Source organism: Bradyrhizobium sp. Ses1 (assembly GCF_059512365.1).
The window spans coordinates 53,662-72,180 of the sequence record NZ_JCAMOQ010000020.1 but is presented as its reverse complement, the minus strand read 5'-3'; the positions used below and the strand labels follow the sequence as shown (position 1 = coordinate 72,180).

The 18,519-nt window shown below is 63.9% G+C and carries 16 protein-coding genes and 1 pseudogene; 10 read left to right on the top strand and 7 right to left on the bottom strand.

The genetic code is table 11. The features are described from left to right. Nucleotides 1-198: 198 nt before the first annotated feature. Both AC5ZG5_RS22745 and AC5ZG5_RS22740 read right to left on the bottom strand, forming a co-directional pair. A complete protein-coding gene (locus AC5ZG5_RS22745; RefSeq protein WP_130227391.1) occupies nucleotides 199-603 on the bottom strand; it encodes a helix-turn-helix domain-containing protein in 405 nt (134 codons plus the stop codon). A gap of 8 nt (nucleotides 604-611) precedes the next feature. Then, entirely contained in the window at nucleotides 612-1,661 is a 1,050-nt protein-coding gene (locus tag AC5ZG5_RS22740) for a LysR family transcriptional regulator (RefSeq protein WP_028163817.1), read from the bottom strand. A 94-nt stretch (nucleotides 1,662-1,755) separates the two neighbouring features. Between AC5ZG5_RS22740 and AC5ZG5_RS22735 the strand changes: the two genes are divergently transcribed. Genes AC5ZG5_RS22735 through AC5ZG5_RS22720 form a run of 4 tightly spaced genes read left to right on the top strand, consistent with a single transcriptional unit; the run spans nucleotide 1,756 to nucleotide 4,978 of the window. Further along, a complete protein-coding gene (locus AC5ZG5_RS22735) occupies nucleotides 1,756-2,973 on the top strand; it encodes a GNAT family N-acetyltransferase (RefSeq protein WP_245287274.1) in 1,218 nt (405 codons plus the stop codon). Between the two features lie 5 nt (nucleotides 2,974-2,978). Beyond that, entirely contained in the window at nucleotides 2,979-3,572 is a 594-nt protein-coding gene (locus AC5ZG5_RS22730; protein ID WP_051396697.1) for a cysteine hydrolase family protein, read from the top strand. Beyond that, nucleotides 3,565-3,783 (top strand): hypothetical protein, encoded by a 219-nt coding sequence (locus AC5ZG5_RS22725; protein WP_051396696.1) that lies wholly within the window; start codon nucleotides 3,565-3,567, stop codon nucleotides 3,781-3,783. Before AC5ZG5_RS22730 ends, AC5ZG5_RS22725 begins: the two co-directional genes overlap by 8 nt. A gap of 13 nt (nucleotides 3,784-3,796) precedes the next feature. Further along, entirely contained in the window at nucleotides 3,797-4,978 is a 1,182-nt protein-coding gene (locus AC5ZG5_RS22720; RefSeq protein WP_456643871.1) for an MFS transporter, read from the top strand. A gap of 213 nt (nucleotides 4,979-5,191) precedes the next feature. Here the strand turns inward: AC5ZG5_RS22720 and ybaK are convergent, their stop codons facing one another. Further along, nucleotides 5,192-5,665 carry a Cys-tRNA(Pro) deacylase gene (gene ybaK / locus AC5ZG5_RS22715; protein WP_456643870.1) on the bottom strand — a complete coding sequence of 158 codons (474 nt, stop codon included), beginning with the start codon at nucleotides 5,663-5,665 and terminating at the stop codon, nucleotides 5,192-5,194. 286 nt (nucleotides 5,666-5,951) lie between these two features. On the opposite strand from ybaK, the gene AC5ZG5_RS22710 reads away from it, so the two are divergent. Together AC5ZG5_RS22710 and AC5ZG5_RS22705 are read left to right on the top strand one after the other, a co-directional pair. Next, nucleotides 5,952-7,244 (top strand): adenylosuccinate synthase, encoded by a 1,293-nt coding sequence (locus tag AC5ZG5_RS22710; protein WP_456643869.1) that lies wholly within the window; start codon nucleotides 5,952-5,954, stop codon nucleotides 7,242-7,244. A gap of 36 nt (nucleotides 7,245-7,280) precedes the next feature. Continuing rightward, a complete protein-coding gene (locus AC5ZG5_RS22705) occupies nucleotides 7,281-8,867 on the top strand; it encodes a hypothetical protein (protein ID WP_456643868.1) in 1,587 nt (528 codons plus the stop codon). A 35-nt stretch (nucleotides 8,868-8,902) separates the two neighbouring features. Here the strand turns inward: AC5ZG5_RS22705 and AC5ZG5_RS22700 are convergent. Both AC5ZG5_RS22700 and AC5ZG5_RS22695 read right to left on the bottom strand, forming a co-directional pair. Further along, a pseudogene (locus tag AC5ZG5_RS22700) lies at nucleotides 8,903-9,094 on the bottom strand (IS630 family transposase); the annotation flags it as partial. After that, on the bottom strand, nucleotides 9,082-9,975 hold the full coding sequence (locus AC5ZG5_RS22695) for a LysR family transcriptional regulator (RefSeq protein WP_456643867.1): 894 nt from the start codon (nucleotides 9,973-9,975) through the stop codon (nucleotides 9,082-9,084). The pseudogene AC5ZG5_RS22700 and the gene AC5ZG5_RS22695, both read right to left, overlap by 13 nt. A 97-nt stretch (nucleotides 9,976-10,072) precedes the next feature. On the opposite strand from AC5ZG5_RS22695, the gene AC5ZG5_RS22690 reads away from it, so the two are divergent. The 3 genes from AC5ZG5_RS22690 to AC5ZG5_RS22680 all read left to right on the top strand — a co-directional run bounded on the left by AC5ZG5_RS22690 (nucleotide 10,073) and on the right by AC5ZG5_RS22680 (nucleotide 12,246). Further along, a complete protein-coding gene (locus AC5ZG5_RS22690) occupies nucleotides 10,073-10,906 on the top strand; it encodes an SDR family oxidoreductase (protein ID WP_456643866.1) in 834 nt (277 codons plus the stop codon). 97 nt (nucleotides 10,907-11,003) lie between these two features. Beyond that, nucleotides 11,004-11,501 (top strand): lipocalin-like domain-containing protein, encoded by a 498-nt coding sequence (locus tag AC5ZG5_RS22685; RefSeq protein ID WP_456643865.1) that lies wholly within the window; start codon nucleotides 11,004-11,006, stop codon nucleotides 11,499-11,501. A 325-nt stretch (nucleotides 11,502-11,826) separates the two neighbouring features. Then, nucleotides 11,827-12,246 (top strand): DUF5413 family protein, encoded by a 420-nt coding sequence (locus tag AC5ZG5_RS22680; RefSeq protein ID WP_130230904.1) that lies wholly within the window; start codon nucleotides 11,827-11,829, stop codon nucleotides 12,244-12,246. 283 nt (nucleotides 12,247-12,529) lie between these two features. Here AC5ZG5_RS22680 and AC5ZG5_RS22675 read toward each other — a convergent pair whose 3' ends face one another. Continuing rightward, nucleotides 12,530-12,802 (bottom strand): hypothetical protein, encoded by a 273-nt coding sequence (locus tag AC5ZG5_RS22675; protein ID WP_456643864.1) that lies wholly within the window; start codon nucleotides 12,800-12,802, stop codon nucleotides 12,530-12,532. A gap of 144 nt (nucleotides 12,803-12,946) precedes the next feature. Further along, complete coding sequence (locus tag AC5ZG5_RS22670) at nucleotides 12,947-16,864, bottom strand: autotransporter outer membrane beta-barrel domain-containing protein (protein ID WP_456643863.1); 3,918 nt, start codon at nucleotides 16,862-16,864, stop codon at nucleotides 12,947-12,949. A gap of 123 nt (nucleotides 16,865-16,987) precedes the next feature. On the opposite strand from AC5ZG5_RS22670, the gene AC5ZG5_RS22665 reads away from it, so the two are divergent. Further along, on the top strand, nucleotides 16,988-18,190 hold the full coding sequence (locus tag AC5ZG5_RS22665; RefSeq protein ID WP_456643862.1) for a helix-turn-helix domain-containing protein: 1,203 nt from the start codon (nucleotides 16,988-16,990) through the stop codon (nucleotides 18,188-18,190). Nucleotides 18,191-18,519 lie beyond the last annotated feature (329 nt).

Below are 18,519 nucleotides of genomic sequence, written 5' to 3'. Positions count from 1 at the left end.
TGGCGCCGCGGCCCGCCCGGCGGGTTCACGCGCCGGGCCGGAATGTGAAAGGACCCGGCCGAGGCCACAGACACGCATTTTACGGCGGCGGCAATGGCGCTGGCTGCATCGCGACCATGCGCGGGCTCTATCCCCGGCAAGCCTGCCGGCCAATCTCGGCAACTGCTTGGCGGGGCGCCGGCGCGCCGAGGGATAGCGTCAGCCGGCCTCGCCGGGAGGACCGGCCTGGCGCTTGACGATCTGTGCGGTGAGGTCGATCAGGATCCGTTTCGTATCGGCGTCGTGCAATTCGCGAAACAACCGGAGCAGGCGCAACTCGAGCAGCGACTGCAACGATGCCGAGCCCGGCGCAGGCAGCCGCCGTGCCCGGGCGGCGGCGCTGGTGGCGCGGCCGTTGAAGAGATCGACGGAGACGCCGAGCGCACTCGCCACCTGGCGCAGGCGCTCGATATCAACCGCATCCCGGCCGTTTGTGCGCTCCGACCGTTGTGGGGGCGGGGGCGTTGCTCCCAGCACTTCCGCAAGGTCGGACAGCGACAGTCCGATCTCGCGCCACTTGGCCTGCACCAATTGATCGATGTACCCGTCGGTCGATTTGCTCATTGGGTTGCTCAGCCGATCTTGGAGCGTGTTTCGTTCACGAAGCCTGCGAACAGATTTACCAGTGGCTCCCCCTTGTAGGTTTTCTGCAGATCGTTGGGATGCACGAACTCGTCGCGGAACCAAGGATACTTCCGGCCGTCGAAGGCCTGGATGGTCCAGTCGATCAACTGCTTGACGCGCGGAATCCGCTTGGCGTCGGGATGATAGGCAAGCCAGATGTCGAGCGAGAAGTTGATGCCGATGTCGAGCGGGATCAAAGGCCCCGCCACCGCCGGCACATAGGTCGGCAGCCAGCCGATGCCGGCGCCTTTGGCGACCGCCCAGACATGGGCGCTGCTGACATTGTTGCGCATGGCGACGAAGCCGACCTGCTCGCGGCCGGCATATTGCTCGTACATCTGCTGCGCGCGGGTCTGGTCGGCGTCTTGCAGCACGATGCGGTGGTTCTGCCTTATGTCGTCCTGGTCCTTCGGCATGCCGTAGATCTCGACATAGGACGGGCTGACGAACGGCATGACGTGAAGACGGCCGATCTTGACGCGCTTCAGATCGGGCTTGTCCGGCTCTTCGAGCTGCACCGCGACGTCGGCCTCGAGGCGGAGCACGTCGGCGGAGCGCATCTCGCATTTGAGATCGACGAGCAGCCCCGGATAGACGCGCTGGAATTCGATCAGCCGCGGCGCGACCCAGAAAGTGCCGAGACCTTCGGTGATGGCAAAGCGCACCTCGCCCGAGAGCGCCGGCGTGGTCTGGCTCAGCGCGCGGTCGAGGCCGAAAGCGGCTTCCTCCATCCGCCGCGCCGCCTCCAGCACCTTCTCGCCTTCGGGCGTCAGCCGCACGCCGTCGACATGGCGGGTGATCAATGTCGTTTTATAGGCACTCTCTAGTTGCAGGATCTGCTTCCGCAGGAAGTTGGCCGAAGCGTTCAGCTCGAGGGCTGCAGCGCGGAAGCTGCCGATCCGTGCCACCTCAAGGAAGATCCGCACCGAATCCCACTGGGCGATGCGGCCCGGAGGGTGTGCACGGTGGTGAACACCCCTGCGCTCAGGTGAGTGCATACAAATCGCCTCGTTTGTCGCCTTTTAGCTTAACGGGAACAACCCTCTATTCTTGGCAGAAACGCGGCAAATTCACAACCGCGAGAGATGATCGATGACTGCTCTGGACCTCGATTTTATTCGCAAAGCCGCCACCAGGCGCCAGGGGGCGGGTCCCGCCCGTTCGCTCGACAAGATGACCATGCTGCAATTGGCGAAACGTACGGTGATTTTCACCGTCGATGCCGCCGGGATTGCGGCGCTGATGGATGCGGCGAGGGAAGATATTCCGGGACTGACCACCAACCGCATCGTTCAGACCGTCGCCAACCATAATCCGGATGCGTTCTGGGCGATCGCGCGGCGTGATCAGTTCGACATTGCCGCGCCGAAGGGCGAAGGTTTCCTCGCGGTGCTGCCATTGACGCATGAAGGCACGCGCCGCCTGATCGACGGACGGCTCGATACCAAGAATCCGGATCTCGCCTTCGTCACGCGGCAGTCGGAGCGCCCGGCGGGCATCTATGTCTGGTGCATCCACGCCAAGGGGCCGACGGTCGCCGCGATCCCGCTGGTGCTGCAGAAATTCTCGAGCCCGCTCTACCAGGGCGTCAACATCTATTCGCGCCCGATCACCAAGGAAGGGCTGCGCGTGCTCGAGCCGCTCGGGTTCACCCCGGGCGCCCGCTATGATGGATTGTTCGCGCCGCATCTGCAGATGCTCGATCGCTCGCACGAGATGCCGCCGCCGAAGCCGGTGCCGCCGGATCCGATCTCGGTGCGCGTGGTGCGCTCGATGGACGAGATGGCACGCGTGATGGCGATCCGCAGCGCCGTCTACATGGGCGAGCAGCATTGTCCGTTCGAGGAGGAATTCGACGGCAATGATTTCTCCGCGACGCATCTGATCTGCCATCAGGGCCGCGAGCCGGTCGGCTGCCTGCGGATCCGCTACTTCGCCGATTTCGCCAAGCTGGAGCGGCTGGCCGTGCGCAGCGAAAGCCGCAGCGGCGGCATTGCGGGGCGCATTGTCGATGCCGCGATCGAGCTCTGCCGCAAGAAGGGTTACAACGTCCTCTATGCGCATGCGCAGAAGCGATTGCTTGGCTTCTGGGAGCAGCGCGGCTTCGAGCGCATGTCTGGCTCGCGCGAATTCGTGTTCTCCGATTTCGATTATGTCGAGGTCAAGCTTCAGGCCGAGCGGCATCCGCAGCGCATCACCCTTGGCGAGGATCCTTACGTCCTGATCCGTCCCGAGGGACAGTGGGACGTTCCCGGCATCCTGGAAATGTCCGCCGGCCGCGGCGCGGCCGCGCAGCCGGCCACGATGTGACCGCCATGGCCCCGGTGATCGACCTCAAACCCTATGTTGGCGCTTCCAGCAGCCGTCTGTTGGTCATGGTCGACCTGCAGGAGGAGGCTTATTTCCGCGGGGCGGCGGGTTGCGCTGACGATATCGAGCGTTCGCTGGAAAGCTGCAGGGCCGCGATCCAGCACGCCCGCAATGCCGGGATGCCGATCGCCTTCACGCGGCGGGCTGAAGGCTTGGATCTCGTCGACAGGAAGGCGCAGTCGCCCTGGATCATGGGCCTGGAGCCGAAGCGCGCGGACATGGTGTTCGAGCGCAGGCAGCCTTCCTGCTACGCCAATCCGCTGTTCGAGGACGTCGTCTCGCGGATCGGCAGCTTTGCGATCGGCGGTCTGGCCGCGGAAGAGGTCTGCCTTGCCACCGCCATCGACGCATCACATCGCGGCCATCGCGTCACCTTCCTGACCGATGCCGCCGCGAGCCGGCAGCGGCGCGATGCCGATCCTGGTTCAGTGCACCTTGTCGCGACGAAGGCGATCGAATTGTTCGCCGACGTCGCCACCACCGCCCACTGGCTGGTCGCGACCGCGCAGCGGCCTCTGAGAGGGCATCGCTATGGATGAATTGAGGGCCCGTCGCTTGCGTAACGTGATTCCGGTACTGACCGAACAGCGTAACATTCTGGTTTCCGGCGGGCTGTCCTTTGCGGGCCACCTTGTCGATCTCGCGATCATGCAGCTCCAGCTCTCGCTGCATGAGATTTCCGAAGACGAACTGTCCGAATTCTCAGACGCGGTCAGCCTCAATCTCGCCAGCGGCGACTTCCAGGATTGATCGGGAGGCAGGGATGCCCCGCAGATGGATCGTGCTTGCCGTGCTGTTCGCGGCGCGCGCGGCGACCGGGTTTCAATTCCAGTCGGTCGGATCCACGACCAACGTCCTGATGCACGATCTGGCGCTCAGCTACGTCCAGCTCGGCATGCTGCTCGGCGCTTATCTGTTGCCCGGTATAGTCGTCGCCTTTCCGGCCGGCTTGATCGGCCAGCGGGTGCGCGAGACGACGCTCGGGCTCGGCGGGCTGGCGCTGATGGTGGTGTCGGGCGTTGCTCTGTCCTATTGCGACAGCTTTGCCGCCGCGCTGGTCGCGCGCGTGATCGGTGGCGTCGGCGCCACCATCGTGATCCTGGTCGCCACCAAGATGACGACCGACTGGTTCGCTGGCCGCGAGATCGTGCTGGCGATGTCGCTGTTGCAGATGAGCTGGCCGTTCGGCGCGATGGTCGCGCTGCCGGCCCAGACTTATCTGGCACAATCGCTGGGGTGGCCGGCGGTGATGGCGTCGAGCGCGATGTTGGCCCTGATCGTGCTCGGCGCCTTCGCATTGCTGCCACGAAGTCCCGTTCAGGCCGAGGCCGCAGCGGCCGCGCGCACCGGCCTGCCGGTCAAGATCCTAGTCCCGATCCTGGTCGCGGGCGTCATCTGGGGCGCGATGAATCTCGCCTGCGTGCTGTTCTTCAGCTATGCGCCGCCATTGATGGTGGCGCACGGATCAAGCGCGACGGGCGCGGCCTCGCTGGTCAGCCTCGCGATCTGGTTCACCATCGTGGCCATTCCCGTCGGCGGCTATCTGGTGGAGCGGTCGGGGAGGCCGGTCGCAGCGATCATTGCTTGCGGGCTTGTAGCGGCCCTGGCGCTGGCGCTGTTCGTCGCAAACATCCATCCAGCGATCGCCTGCCTCGTCTTCGGCGTCGCCATCGGTCCATTGTCCGGCGCGATCCTGTCACTGCCGACGCGCGTGCTCGAGCCGCGCGACCGCTCGCTTGGCTTCGGCCTGTTCTTCACCTGTTTCTATCTCCTGATGGCGATCGGGCCCTCCGCCGCCGGCCGGCTGCAGGATGCCTGGGGCAACCCAGCGGCCGCGCTGATCGCGGGCGCCGCGCTGCTGGCCGCGATGGCGCCGCTGTCGCTGCTGTTCTCGCTGCTCTCGAAGCGCGGTGAGGTGCTGACGCTCAAGCCCGCGACGGCCTAGTACGCGATGCTATTTGGTTAAACCGGCCTCGCCGCAAGTTCACCTCTCCCATAGGGAGAGGTCGCGCCGAAGGCGCGGGTGAGGGGTTGCGGTCCCTCGATACAGCAAATCCCCTCACCCGGCGTTACACGCCGACCTCTCCCTACGGGAGAGGTGAAGAGACGCGGCGCACATCGCGGACACAATTCGACCTCATCTCATCAAGCTATAGCCCTACGCCACGAGTGGCCGCACGATCGCAGCCGTCGCCTTCACGGCATCACCGGGCGCCAGCTCGATCTGCAAACCACGCTGGCCGCCGTTGACGAACACGCTTTCCTCGGTGAGCGCCGCCTGCTCGATCGCGATCGGCACGCGCTTCTTCTGCCCGAATGGGCTGATACCGCCGACATGGTAACCGGTCAGCCGCTCGGCATCGGCCGGCCGCATCATCTTCGCGGTCTTGCCGCCGAAGGCGCTCGCGAGCTTCTTCATACTGACCTCGCAGTCCGACGGCACCACGGCGCAGACCGGCTTGCCGTCGACCTCCGCCATCAGCGTCTTGAGCATCCGTTTGGGCGCCACCTCCAGCGCCTCGGCGGCCTGCAGGCCGATGCTGTCGGCGTTAGGATCATAGTCATAAGCGTGCACGGTGAATGTCACGCCGAGCTTTGCCAGTGTCTCGGTGGCGCGGGTACTCTTGGACATCTGGCTGGCTGTTCCCTTAAACCTTGTCCATGATCGAGGCCTGCCTTGCGGCGGCCACAAATTTTCGGGGGATATCAAAGGCTTGGAGATGTCCAATTGGCGCAAAAACTACCCTTCTTGCTTGCTTAAGCGTAGCGCTTCCTTTATCGGGGTTAGCGTCCCGCGTGCGAACGGCTAACGCCGTGATTTCGGCTGGGCAGCTTAAACCATGATCCGGAAAGTTCGGCACCGCTTTTCCGCGTCGATCATGATCGAACCTTGAAGTGTTGCAGGGAACGCTTGCGAAATGGCCAATGTTGTCGTGGTCGGCGCCCAATGGGGCGACGAAGGGAAGGGCAAGATCGTCGACTGGTTGTCGGAGCAGGCCGACATCGTCGTGCGCTTCCAGGGCGGCCACAATGCCGGTCATACCCTTGTCATCAATGGCGAGACCTACAAGCTCGCGCTGCTGCCGTCGGGCGTGCTGCGGCCGTCGAAGCTGGCCGTGATCGGCAATGGCGTCGTGTTCGATCCGCAGGCCTTCCTCGACGAGGTCGAGCGGCTGAAGGCGCAGGGCGTCGCGGTCAGCCCGGACAATCTGCGCATCGCCGAGAACGTCACGCTGATCCTGCCGCTGCACCGCGATCTCGATGCGCTGCGCGAATCATCCAATGCGGTGACCGCGATCGGCACCACTCGCCGCGGCATCGGCCCGGCCTATGAGGACAAGGTCGGCCGCCGCGCCATCCGACTGATGGACCTCGCCGATCTCGACACCTTGCCGCACAAGATCGACCGCCTGCTGGCGCACCACAATGCGCTGCGCCGCGGCCTCAATCTCGAGGAGGTCGACGGCAAGGGCATCCTGCGCGAGCTGACGGTGCTTGCGCCGAAAATCCTGCCCTACGCCGAAACGGTCTGGCGGCTGCTCGACATCAAGCGCCGCGAGGGCAAGCGCATCCTGTTCGAGGGCGCGCAAGGCGCGCTGCTGGACGTCGACCACGGCACCTATCCCTACGTCACCTCCTCCAACACGGTGGCGGCGCAGGCGGCAACCGGCGCAGGCCTCGGCCCCGGCGCGGTCGGTTATGTCCTGGGGATCTGCAAGGCCTACACCACCCGTGTCGGCCAGGGCCCGTTCCCGACCGAGCTGACGAACGAGATCGGCGAGGAAATCGGCCGCCGCGGCAAGGAATTCGGCGTCAACACCGGCCGCAAGCGCCGCACCGGCTGGTTCGATGCGGTGCTGGTGCGGCAGACGGTGCGCACCTGCGGCATCACGGGGCTGGCGCTGACAAAGCTCGATATTCTTGATGGATTCGATACCATACAGGTCTGCACCGGCTATAAGCTCGACGGCAAGGAAATCGACCATCTGCCGGCGGGCGAGGGTGCACAGGCCCGCGTGGTGCCGATCTATGAGACCATCGAGGGTTGGAAGCAGCCGACGGCGAACGCCCGGTCCTGGGCCGACCTGCCGGCACAGGCCATCAAATATGTCCGCCGGGTGGAAGAATTGGTCGGCTGCCCGATCGCGCTTCTTTCCACCAGCCCGGAACGCGAGGATACTATTCTGGTACAAAATCCGTTCGAAGCTTAACGGGATATTACCTATATGCCACCAATTTGACTGGAAATGGCTGATTACTACCCGCTGATTGCCCGCGCCATCGCCGGATTGGACCCCAATGCTCCCGGTGAGAGCCGCCGCGCGCTTTATGAGCGCGCGCGGGCTGCACTGATCCAGCAGCTCCGCAGCGTGCAGCCGCCGCTTTCCGAGTCCGAGATCACCCGCGAGCGCCTGTCGCTCGAAGAGGCCGTGCGCAAGGTCGAATCGGAGGCCGCCCAGCGCGCCCGCGAGACCACCCGTCCTGCCACCGGTTCCCGCAGCGGCGATGCCTTCCGCCGCGCCACTGCCACCGCCGCCACCACCCGCCCGCCGGAAGGCGCTCCGGCCGCAGCAACCACCCCGCCGCGCCCGCGCACTCCACCGCCGCCGCGTCCGTCCGGTGGCGAAGATCGTCCGCCGCGCAATCTCCGTGGCGAGGCGCCGCCGGTCACCCCGCGCCCGCCCGCGCCACCAACGCCCGATCCGCAGCAGCGGCCCCCCGGTGCGCGCCGCGGGCCGGATAACAACGGTGCCGCGAACAATGGCGCGCCGCCGACGCCGCAGCCCCCGGCTCTGCGCGGCTTCCGCGATCTCGCCGCCGACGCCGACGATCTCGGCCGCGCCGCCGCGCAGGCGAACCGCAATGCGCGCAAGACCTACGCCAATGTGCCGTCGCCCTCGCCGGAGTTCGACCGGCTCGAGCCGAACATGGAGAATCGCGGCGCCGATCCGGACGCGCCCTATTCCTATGACGAGTCGAGCGAGGAGGCCGAGCGCTACGGGCCGCAGGGATCGCAGCCGCGGTCGCGGATCGGCAATGGCGGTGATCGCGACGCCAAGAAGGGCGCGCGGCTCGGCTCGGCATTCCCGTTCAAGAGCGCGATTGCGGTCGGCATCATTCTGATTCTGGTCGGCGCCGGCATCCTCTGGGGCAAGCAGGCGGTCACGGTGGTGAGCGGCCTGCTCAAGTCGTCCCCCTCGGTGGAGGCGCCGAAGGATGTCGCGACGCCCGCGACCAAGCCGAAGATTCCAGACCGCGTCGGCCAGCCGTCGTCCAGCGAGCCGGTTGCACCGGTGGCGCAGCGCGTCGTGCTCTATGACGAGGACCCCAGCGATCCCAAGGGCAAGCAATATGTGGGCTCGGTGATCTGGCGCACCGAACCGATCAAGGCTTCGGGCAACGCGGCACCCGACATCGCCGTGCGCGCCGACATCGAGATCCCCGACCGCAAGTTCAAGATGACGATGTCGTTCCGCCGCAACACCGACTCGTCCTTGCCCGCGAGCCACACCGCCGAGCTCACTTTCATCCTGCCGCAGGATTTCCCGAACGGCGGCGTCGGCAATGTGCCGGGCATCCTGATGAAGTCCAACGAGCAGGCCCGCGGCACCCCGCTCGCAGGCCTGGCGGTGAAGGTCACCGACGGCTTCTTCCTGGTCGGCCTCTCCAACGTCGATGCCGACCGCTCGCGCAACCTGCAGCTCCTCAAAGAGCGCTCCTGGTTCGACGTGCCGCTCGTCTACTCCAACCAGCGCCGCGCCATCATCGCGATCGAAAAGGGCGCGCCGGGCGAGCGCGCGTTCAACGACGCGTTTGCGGCGTGGGGGGAGTGAGGGGAGTTCTCTTCGCGTCGGATAATGTCGCCGGTCGTCCAGGTCTCGTCGATGAACACCAGACGAGACCGGAGCGATCCGCTCCCGATATTGGATCCATTGCGGCCGCCGACGCGCAACATCTGGACAGTCCTGCTCGGCAGCACTCAGCGTCTTTTTTTATAACTGAGCTTCTCGGCGTGGACGAAGTCCCACACCGTCCGGTAGTCGACCTTCAGACCTCCGCCGCCTTCAGAGTATCGATGAACGCCCGTAGCGTGGAAGGAACGTGGCGATTGCAGGGGTAATAGAGGGCGAGACCCGGAATCGGAGGGCACCAATCCTCCAGAACGGCGACAAGGTGCCCCGAATCCAGAAGCGTTCGGGCGAAGCTTTCCGGCACATAGGCAATGCCGAGCCCATCCGCTGCTGCTTCGACGATCAGGTCATTGTCGTCCAGGGTCAGAACGCCCGGAACGTCGACCACCACCTCCGCGCCGTGTCTTGAGAATTCCCAGCGATAGCGCTTTCCGCTTGGCAGGCGCTGGCGGATGCACCGGTGGGCGTGCAAATCGTCCGGCGTGATCGGGGGATCTCGACCCTCCAGATAGGCTGGCGAGGCGACTGCAATGAAGCGGGCATCGCCGCCGAACCGGACCGCAACCATGTCCTGCGGCACTGCTTCGGCAAGGCGGACACCGGCATCGAAACCCTGCTCGACGATGTCGACGAGCCGCCCCTCGGAGACAAGATCGATCTCGACCTCCGGATGATGAGCGAGGAAGTGCGGAATGACATCACGCAGCAAGATTGCAGCTCCGCTCTTGTTGGCGTTGATCCGCAGAGTTCCGCTGGGCGTTCCGCGCACTTCGGCGAGCGAGTCGAGAGCCGTATCGAGGTCTTGTAGCACCGGACCCAGGTGCGCGAGCAGCCGGGCGCCAGCCTCGGTGAGCGAAACACTTCGGGTGGTTCGATTGAGCAGGCGGATGCCGAGATTCCTCTCGAGCCCAATCATTGCGTGGCTCAGGGCCGAACGCGATACGCCTATCGTCTCGGCAGCTCTACGGAAGCTGCGAAGGTTGGCGACGGAGGCGAAAGCCGCCAGATCGTTCAGGCTCGGGCGCGGCACTGGTGAATTTGTTTCACTTACTCATCCAATAATGGACGTCTTATAGCACCAATTGGTCCCCTCTACATCATCGGAGTAATTTCAGAGGGAATATCTCATGAGCAAAACCTGGTTCATCACCGGCGCGTCGTCAGGCCTCGGCCGCGAAATGGCGCAACGCCTTCTTGCCCGTGGCGACCGCGTCGTCGGGACGGTGCGACGGCAAAGCGCCCTGGCCGATCTTCAGCAAGCACACGGCGAGAACCTCAGTACGACGATACTTGATGTGACGGATACCGCCGGGCTCCGGGCGGCCATAGACGACGCATTCGAGCGTATGGGGCGGATCGATGTCGTCGTCAGCAATGCCGGCTACGGGCTGTTTGGAGCGGCCGAGGAACTTACCGACCCGCAGATAAACCATCAGATCGCTACCAATTTGACCGGCTCGATCCAGCTCATCCGCGCGGCAGTGCCGCATCTGCGTCGTCAGGGAGGCGGGCGCATCATCCAGGTTTCGTCGGAAGGCGGGCAGATCGCGTATCCGAATTTCAGCCTCTATCACGCGACCAAGTGGGGCATCGAGGGATTCGTCGAGGCCGTGGCGCAGGAGGTCGCGCCCTTCGGAATTGACTTTATCATCGCCGAACCCGGCCCGACGGCCACGAATTTCGGAGCCGGTCTGGTGCGTCCCGCGCCGATGGACGTCTACGAGGACACTCCCGCCGGCGCCGTGCGCCGGGCGATCGACAGCGGGAGCTTCGCGCTGAAGGGTGATGCGGGACGGACTGCGGCAGCGATAATCGCCGCCGCCGACAGCACTAATCCTCCACTGCGTCTTGCGCTGGGCAGCACCGCTTACGATTCGATTTCGAAGGCTTTGACGCAGCGACTCGTCAGGATCGAAGCGCAGCGCGAGGTCGCGTTCTCGGCCGATCGCGAAGACGTTTGACATCTGATGCGGCGGTTGCCCTCACACCCGCGACGTGAGTGCAAGGTTGGCCGCTAGTTACTTATGACGCAGGCAGGTACAAACATAGGCAGGAAAAATGCCAATTCGTTCAATTTTTTTGGCCATCATACTTGGAGCCTCTGTTGTCGGTTCTCATGCCCAAGCAGCTTCTGCAAACCAGGTGGTGGGTACTTGGCGTATGGTATCGGCGCAGATTGATCCAGAAGGAAGAAACCTTCCTGCTTACGGTCAGCGGCCAAACGGCATGCTAGTCTTCACGCCAGATATGCATTTTATCGAAGTTTTGACGGATGCAGATACGCCACGTTTTGCGTCGAATGTGCGTGGTGGGGGCACGGATGCCGAAAATCGAACCGCGATATCTCGAAGCATCGGTTTTTTCGGGACTTACACTGTGGATGAGACAGGTGAGTTCAGCGGCAACCGCGTCGAAGGGGCCACTTTTCCAAACTGGGTTGGGGATACCCGCACTCGGAGGGAGCTGACCCTGAAGGTTTCTGGCGATCAGATGACAGAGCATTTCCAACGCCCGGACGGAACGAGGATCGTCATCGAATGGCAGCGGGTAAGGTAAGTAGCTTCTGGCTTGCCCCTCCTTCCCCCACACTTCGCACCATTGCCTCTCGACCTTTGCGCGTCAAACGCGCATTCTTGTGGCTGTTCATCCGGTCTCTCTCTGGAACACTGAAGCTCCGCAACCTCGGCTTCCTCGGTTCGGACCAGATGGACAACCTCCTGAAAGACCACAGCTAGAGCATGATCCGGCAAAGTGGAAACCGGTTTTCCCTCGCGACAAATGCGAAGCGTTTGCGTAGGAAGGTCATGCTCAGACAAAGAGATGAGATTATGATCCGATTCCGTCTAATCGGATCATGATCTAGTGCAGTGAGTGGGACGCAATGAAACGCTACCTGATCTTCGCCGCTATCGGCCCGTTCATCGGCGGTCTCATTCTGCTGTTCGCGACCTCCTACCAGTCCGGCTATTGGACCGAGACAGGCGCGCACGAGGTCGGAAAGTTCTTCCTGGCGTTCGTCAAGACGCTGCAATACGCGTATCTGTTCGGCATCGTGCCGTCGCTGATGCTGGCGGCGATCGACGACATTCTTATGCATGTGCGGAAGATCAATCCGTTCGCGCGCATGCTGATCGTTGGCGTAATCGGATTCATCGCGGCCGAATTGCTCTACGGCTCGCGCGGCCCGGACTCCGGCGCGGTGCAGTTCATTCTCTATGGGCTCGTCGGCCTGGTGCCGGCAACGCTGTCGTCCTGGCTGGCGCACAAATACGCGGAAGAGCCGCAGCCGGTGACGACTTAACCGCTTTCGCCGTCATTGCGAGCGAAGCGAACCAATCCATGTTTCCACAAGCGGCGCTATGGATTGCTTCGCTCCGCTCGCAATGACGATGTGGTTGGTTTGGGTGCGACAAACAACCCGACGGGCAAACCCGGCGTTCCCTTTTCGCAGCGACGATAACGGTGCGAGGTTCAACCGAATCGTAGGATGGGTAGAGCGAAAGCGAAACCCATCATGGGTGCCGCTTGCTCATCGCGATGGGTTTCGCTTCGCTCTACCCATCCTACGGGAAGGCTGCGATGCTCTATTGCAGGCCGTACTTATGCAACGCGACGAGCAAGAGGCGAATGATGCAGTCCGAGATCGTTTCGCCTCGCAGGCGCAGTTGCTGCAGCCCCGCCAACGTTGCCTCGTTGACCGGTATGAGCCAGTTGCCGTTTGGCAGGCGCCGTCCGGTCGGGGCCCCAGCCGCACTCTCTATCAAGGCGCGGCACTCCTCAGTGATCTCAATATTCGGCATCGCTTTGATCGGAGTCCTCGCGGGATTAAAGCCGCCGGTGTTGGCCTGAGCCAACATCATAGCTCGCGCTGCGCGCGCCCCGGCTACTGCACATCAGAGAATCCATTTCACCGCATGCTCTGCTGTTGGATGGGTTCCGGGCTCGTCCTTCGGACGCCCCCGTCTCGGGGAGGATGGTGGCGATCCCGGCGCGGTTCATGTTCAGAACGCTAAGCGGAACCGGGCGGACAGCCCGTTTTCCTCGGTGTGAGCGCCGAGCCGACCCGTATAGGAAAAACCCAGCGTGGCGTCCTTGCTGAGGGGGATATCGAGCCCGGTCTGGATGAGCGCGGCATCGCGGGCGATCGGCACGCCTGTCACCGTAAAGGCATCGGAGCTGGTCAAGGCGTGGGTGGTCCACGGCGTGACATCGCCGAACGCATGCTGCCAGCCCAGCGTGCCGTAGAGATTGCCGCTGACCGATCCCAGACTGACGGGGAATGCGCCACGCAGGCCGATCGTGGAGTAGGTGACGTTTTGGGTCTCATCGCCGCCGTGCAGGCCGGCGATGCCGTTCTCGTCATAGCCGTTCGTGTGCAGATTGACCCAGGCAAAGCCGGCAAACGGTTCAAGGGCGGCCCCGCCGGCATGGAAGGTGTAGCCGGCATCGCCAAAGATCTGCGTGGTGCGGGCATTGTAGGAGATCCTGTCGATTTCGGCGAAACCGGGGAAGGCGACGTTGCGGCTGGTATCGATCGCATGCCAGGTGTTGGCCACGCCGAGATGCAGGCCGAGATCGTTGATCCGGGCGCCGGCATACGCGCCGATCGTGGACTGGTCGACGTCGGCCGACGAGGCGCGGCCATCGACGCTGTAGAATGAGCGGCCATAGCCGCCCATCACGCCGATCCGCCAGATGTCGTCGATGAGCTTGTCGGCGCCGACGAAGAAACCGCCCGCGGTGCGGTCGAGGCTTGCGGCGTTATGGCCTCCGCCGCCGAGCCGGGCCCAGCTGCCATAGCCGGAACCCCAGACGGCGAGGCCGTCGCTGAGCTTTCGGACATTGTCGGCGGATGATCCGCCCGGCTCGCCGAAGGCGGCGAGCAGCCGGCCGGTGACGGCGTAGCGGGCAAAATGGCTGTCCTCGATCAGGCCGCTCTTCAGACTGGCGTGGATCTCGCCATCGAGAACGTTGTAGGCGCCGCGGGCTTCGCCGGCGTCAAGCAACAGCAGCTTGTTGTAGAGTGCAAGCGACGAGCCGGATTGCGCCAGCGTGTCGAGTGCAACCGCGGTGCGGTACTGATTCGCGGTGTGAGCAACCGTCTCGAAAATGGCCGGGTTGCCCGAGCCATCTGTGTTGGAGGGGACCGGGGCAACGGTGAGATAGGCGTTGTCGGCATCGTAGCTGAGGCTGGTCGCCAGGAAGGCGGAGGAGATGGTGGAGCCGGCGAAGGTGCCGCTCACGCCAGTGCCGGCCCTCAGGATCGTGGCGGTCTGGCCTTTTTGGTAGCTGACCAAGGGATCAAGTGTGGAGACCACCACGGTGCCGCCTTTAAGGGTGGCTCTGCCCGACACCGTGGTCAGGTCGCTGCCGGACCCGGCGATATCCACCGCATAGATCGCGCCGTTCTCGAAGGTGAGGTTGCCGTTGACAGCCAAGCTGCCGGTCGTGCCGGCCCTGCCGGGGGCGAGAATGCCACCGCTGTTGATCGTCGTGGTGCCCACGGTGCCGGTGCCGGCGAGGGTGGCGCCGGCATTGACGATGGTCAGCGCACTCGAGGCGATGGAGCCATCCACGGCCAGGGTGCCGGCTGCAACCGTCGTGGTCCCCGTGTAGCTGTTGTCGCCGGTCAGGACCACTGTGCCCGCCCCAAGCTTGGTCAGGCTGCCGGCCGACCCCGCAGCGTCGGCGAGCTCGGCGTTCAGGGAGAAGGTATCGGCTGTGGCGACCGCTTCTACGTTGAGGTTGCCCCGCAGGGTGACACCGCCGGTGGCGGCGAGGGTCAGCGAGGTGTTGCCGCCGGTGGCAGCCAGGGCTCCGCCGCCGTCGAGATCAGCATTATCCGCTGCGGTTCCGCCGCGGAGCGTGGCGCCGCTTTGCAGCACGATGCTGCCTTCGGTGGTGATGCTGTTGCTGCCGGCGGCGACCAGGGTGGCGGTGCCGCCCAGGATGAAGCTGGAAGAAGAGCCATCCAGCCGGATCGCGCCGGCCGCCACTGTGGCGCTGCTGTTGGTCGCGGTGGCGTTGCTCACCTCGCCGGCGGCATAGAGATAGAGCGTGCCGGCCGCCACGTTGAAGGTGGTCTGGCTGCCCTCGTCGGTAAAGACATTGCTACCGCCAAGCTTCCAGGTGCCGGCGCCGGTCTGGGTGATAGCGAGGGGACCGTTGGTCCTGCCGCCCATGGGATCGCGCATGTCCAGTACGCCTCCGGGCGCCACGCTCACATCGAGCGTGGCGGGCCCATTCAAGTAGATGGACGAGGCTTGTCCGCTGGCCGTATTGCCGGAGAAAATGGAGGTCTGGCCTCCGCTGACCGTCAGATTGATCGTGCCGTAATCGGTGTAGACCGCACCGCCTAGCGTGTCGGTCGTGTTGCCGAAGAAGCTGCTGTCGGCAATCGTCACCGTGCCGCTTGAGTCGAAAATGGCGCCGCCACCATGGGCGGCGAAATTGTTGGAGAAGCTGCTGCCGGTGATCGTCGCGGTGCCGTTGATGAACATGGCGCCGCCATAGGTGGCCGAGTTGCCGGAGAAACTGCTGTCGGTGATCGATACCGTGCGGTTCGCTTCATTGAAGATCGCGCCACCGGCGCCGGCGGAATTATCCGAGAAGCGGCTGTCGACGATGGTTGCCGTGCCGAAGTTGAAGATCGCGCCGCCACCATAGGTGGTGGAGGAGTTGCCGGCGAAGCTGCTGCCGCTGATCGACGCCGTGCCAGTGTTGTAGATCGCTCCGTTCGCGTTGCTGGCGAAGGCGCTGTCGGTGATCGTTGCCGTGCCGGTGTTGTAGATCGCGCCGCCGGCACTGCTGGCGGAATTGTTGAAGAAGCTGCTGTCGCTGATCGACACCGTGCCGGCGTTGAAGATCGCGCCGCCCTGACTGCCGGCGGTATTGCCGGCGAAGCTGCCGGCGACGATCGTCGTCGTGCTGCCTGCCTCGCCGTAGATCGCGCCGCCATAGGAGGTGGCGGAATTGTCGGAGAAGCTGCTGCCAGCGATCGTCGCCGTGCCGTCATTGTAGATCGCGCCGCCGTCGGTGGTAGTGGCCGTGTTGCCAGAGAAACCGCTGCCGGCGATCGTCACCGTGCCGTGATAGTTGTGGACTGCACCGCCGCCATACGTGGCCGAATTGTTGGAGAAGTTGCTGTCGGCGATCGTCGCCGTGCCGGTATTGTAGATCGCGCCGCCCTCATAGGTGGCCGAATTGCCGGAGAAGCTGCTGCCAGCGATCGTCGCCATGCCGTCATTGGCGATCGCGCCGCCCTGAGTGGCGGTATTACTGGAGAAGCTGCTGTCTACGATCGTCGCCGTGCCGGAAAAATTGTAGATCGCGCCGGCAAAGCTGGCGGAGTTATTGGAGAAGCTGCTGTCAGCGATCGTCACCGTATTGGCGTTGAAGATCGCGCCGCCGAAGCTGGACGAATTGCCGGAGAAGGTCACGGACGAGTGGGCTCCGGCATCGCTCAGATTGGCGCTGGCGCTGCCGATAGCGAGAGCGGCACCAGGATCCACATTGATCGCGCCGCCAACCGGTCCGGAGCCGCTCACCGCGTATGACAGCGCGCCCCCGGCGCCTACATAGATCGCTGTCGCGCCAAATACAGTCTGCCAGGCCGAGACCGACGTGGCCGTGCTGACGGTGGTGGTGGCGTTACTGGCGACGGCCTGGTTGTAGGCCGTCAGCGCGGCCTGCATCGCAGCGCCGTTGGCCGTGCTGGGATCGGCACCGTAGGCCACGATGGCCGCTTGCAGGGCGCTGGACGCGTCGCCGACCGCATCCGCCCACGCCAGCGACGGCGCAATGCTCAGCAGCAGGGCGGCGACCGAAACGCTCCACTTCCACTCAGAGCCGACCCGGTGGCGGTGTCGGAGACGATCTTCCTTGTTGAGGAGACTGACCTGTTCGGAGACCCGGACCATGCCAAGGATCCGATTGAGGGCAGGACGAAAGGCGCGATTCATGTATGCAGCGATTTGCCGGTCAGGTGGAATTGTCCAGCAAACACACCGGCAACGTGACGGCTACCCCGTGGTACGGAAAACATGAAGTTTTGGACGGAATGCAAAATTTTCGATAGCAACGGGTGCTATCCGAGCGCACGCATCGGGAGCGATGGGATTCACTACGCGGCTGGATGGTCTATGGTTAATCATTCCGACGATCGCCCGGACCCGCGCGACTCCTCTCGGATCTCTCCCGAAACGTCGTCCCCAAAACGCCCCGCGCGCTTCCTCTACGGGGAACGAAGCAGCCTCGATCCCCGTGCGAACAGCGCGGACTATCTCGCGAACGCCAACCTGTTTCGTCGCAGCTATGTCCGAACCATCGGCGAATCGGAGGGGATGCCGCTCGACAGCACCGTGGCATGGTTCGTTGGGAACAACGTCGCTTTCTACAAGCTGACGTCCAATTCCTGCGTGGAGGCAAAGCGAACCGAAGCGGATGCGGCAGCCGACAAGATCGACGGCGTGGTATTCGACTACGTCCTGTCCGGAGAATACAGCGAGGAGACCGCAACCGGTTTCGTCAGCCTAAGAGCCGGAGACCTTGGGATGGTGCAAAGCACGGTCGAGGTGACGGCGCGGTCGCGCCTGGCTCGCATAGCGACAATTTTCCTGCCGCGAACACGCCTCGCTGCTGCACTCGAGACTGACCTCTCTGGCGAGCCCTTCATCCTTCGCTCTCTCAGTTCAACTCCGCTGGCGCCCTTTGTCGGCGCCCAGATGCGGTTGCTGTTCGAGTCCTACGGGAGGATGGACGCGCAGGACTTCGAGATCGTGCTCGAGGCGACAGCCGAACTCCTCATTCATGTGCTGGGGGGCGAATTGTCGCGGGGCGAGCAGTTTCAGGCACGACCAAGCAAGGAATTCATGCGGGCGATTGCCTACATCGAGGAGAACTATCATCGCCCCGAGCTAACGCCGGACGATATCTGGCGGGGCATCAACGTATCGCGGACCCAGCTCTACAAGCTGTTCTCGGAGAATAGCCTGACCGTGGCAGGATATCTGCGCGACGTTCGGCTGCGCCGTTTCGTCGATGCCTTGAGGACGACGGACGCGTCCGGAATCGGCCGCCTTGCCTGGACCTGCGGATTGGATATGCAGGCCGCCGACTTCACCCGTTTATTCAAGCGTGTCTATGGAATGACGCCTCGCCAGGCGCGAGCGGCTCTACAAGCTGGGCAGCCGGTTGTAACCAAGGTTTTTCCTGCGCCCTCTGATATCGAAGAGGGCGGAAAGTAACGCAAAGCTCGGACGCAAAGCGCCGCGAGAATGCGGACTCGCATCCCTCACGCTGTTTGACATTTGAATCAGCACTCGCGGCCATGCTGTAGGGTGGGCAAAGCGAAGCGCGCCCACCATCACGAGCACAGCGCTGGATGGTGGGCACGGCGCAAGTGCGCCTTTGCCCACCCTACAACTCTACAACCGGTTGCTCGCGCCACAAACGCTTCCCTGTGGTTATGGGTCTGCTTTCGCGGGGGCGGTAGGATGGGTAGAGCGAAGCGAAACCCATCATTGGTGCCGCTTGCTCCATCGCGATGGGTTTCGCTGCGCTCTACCCATCCTAC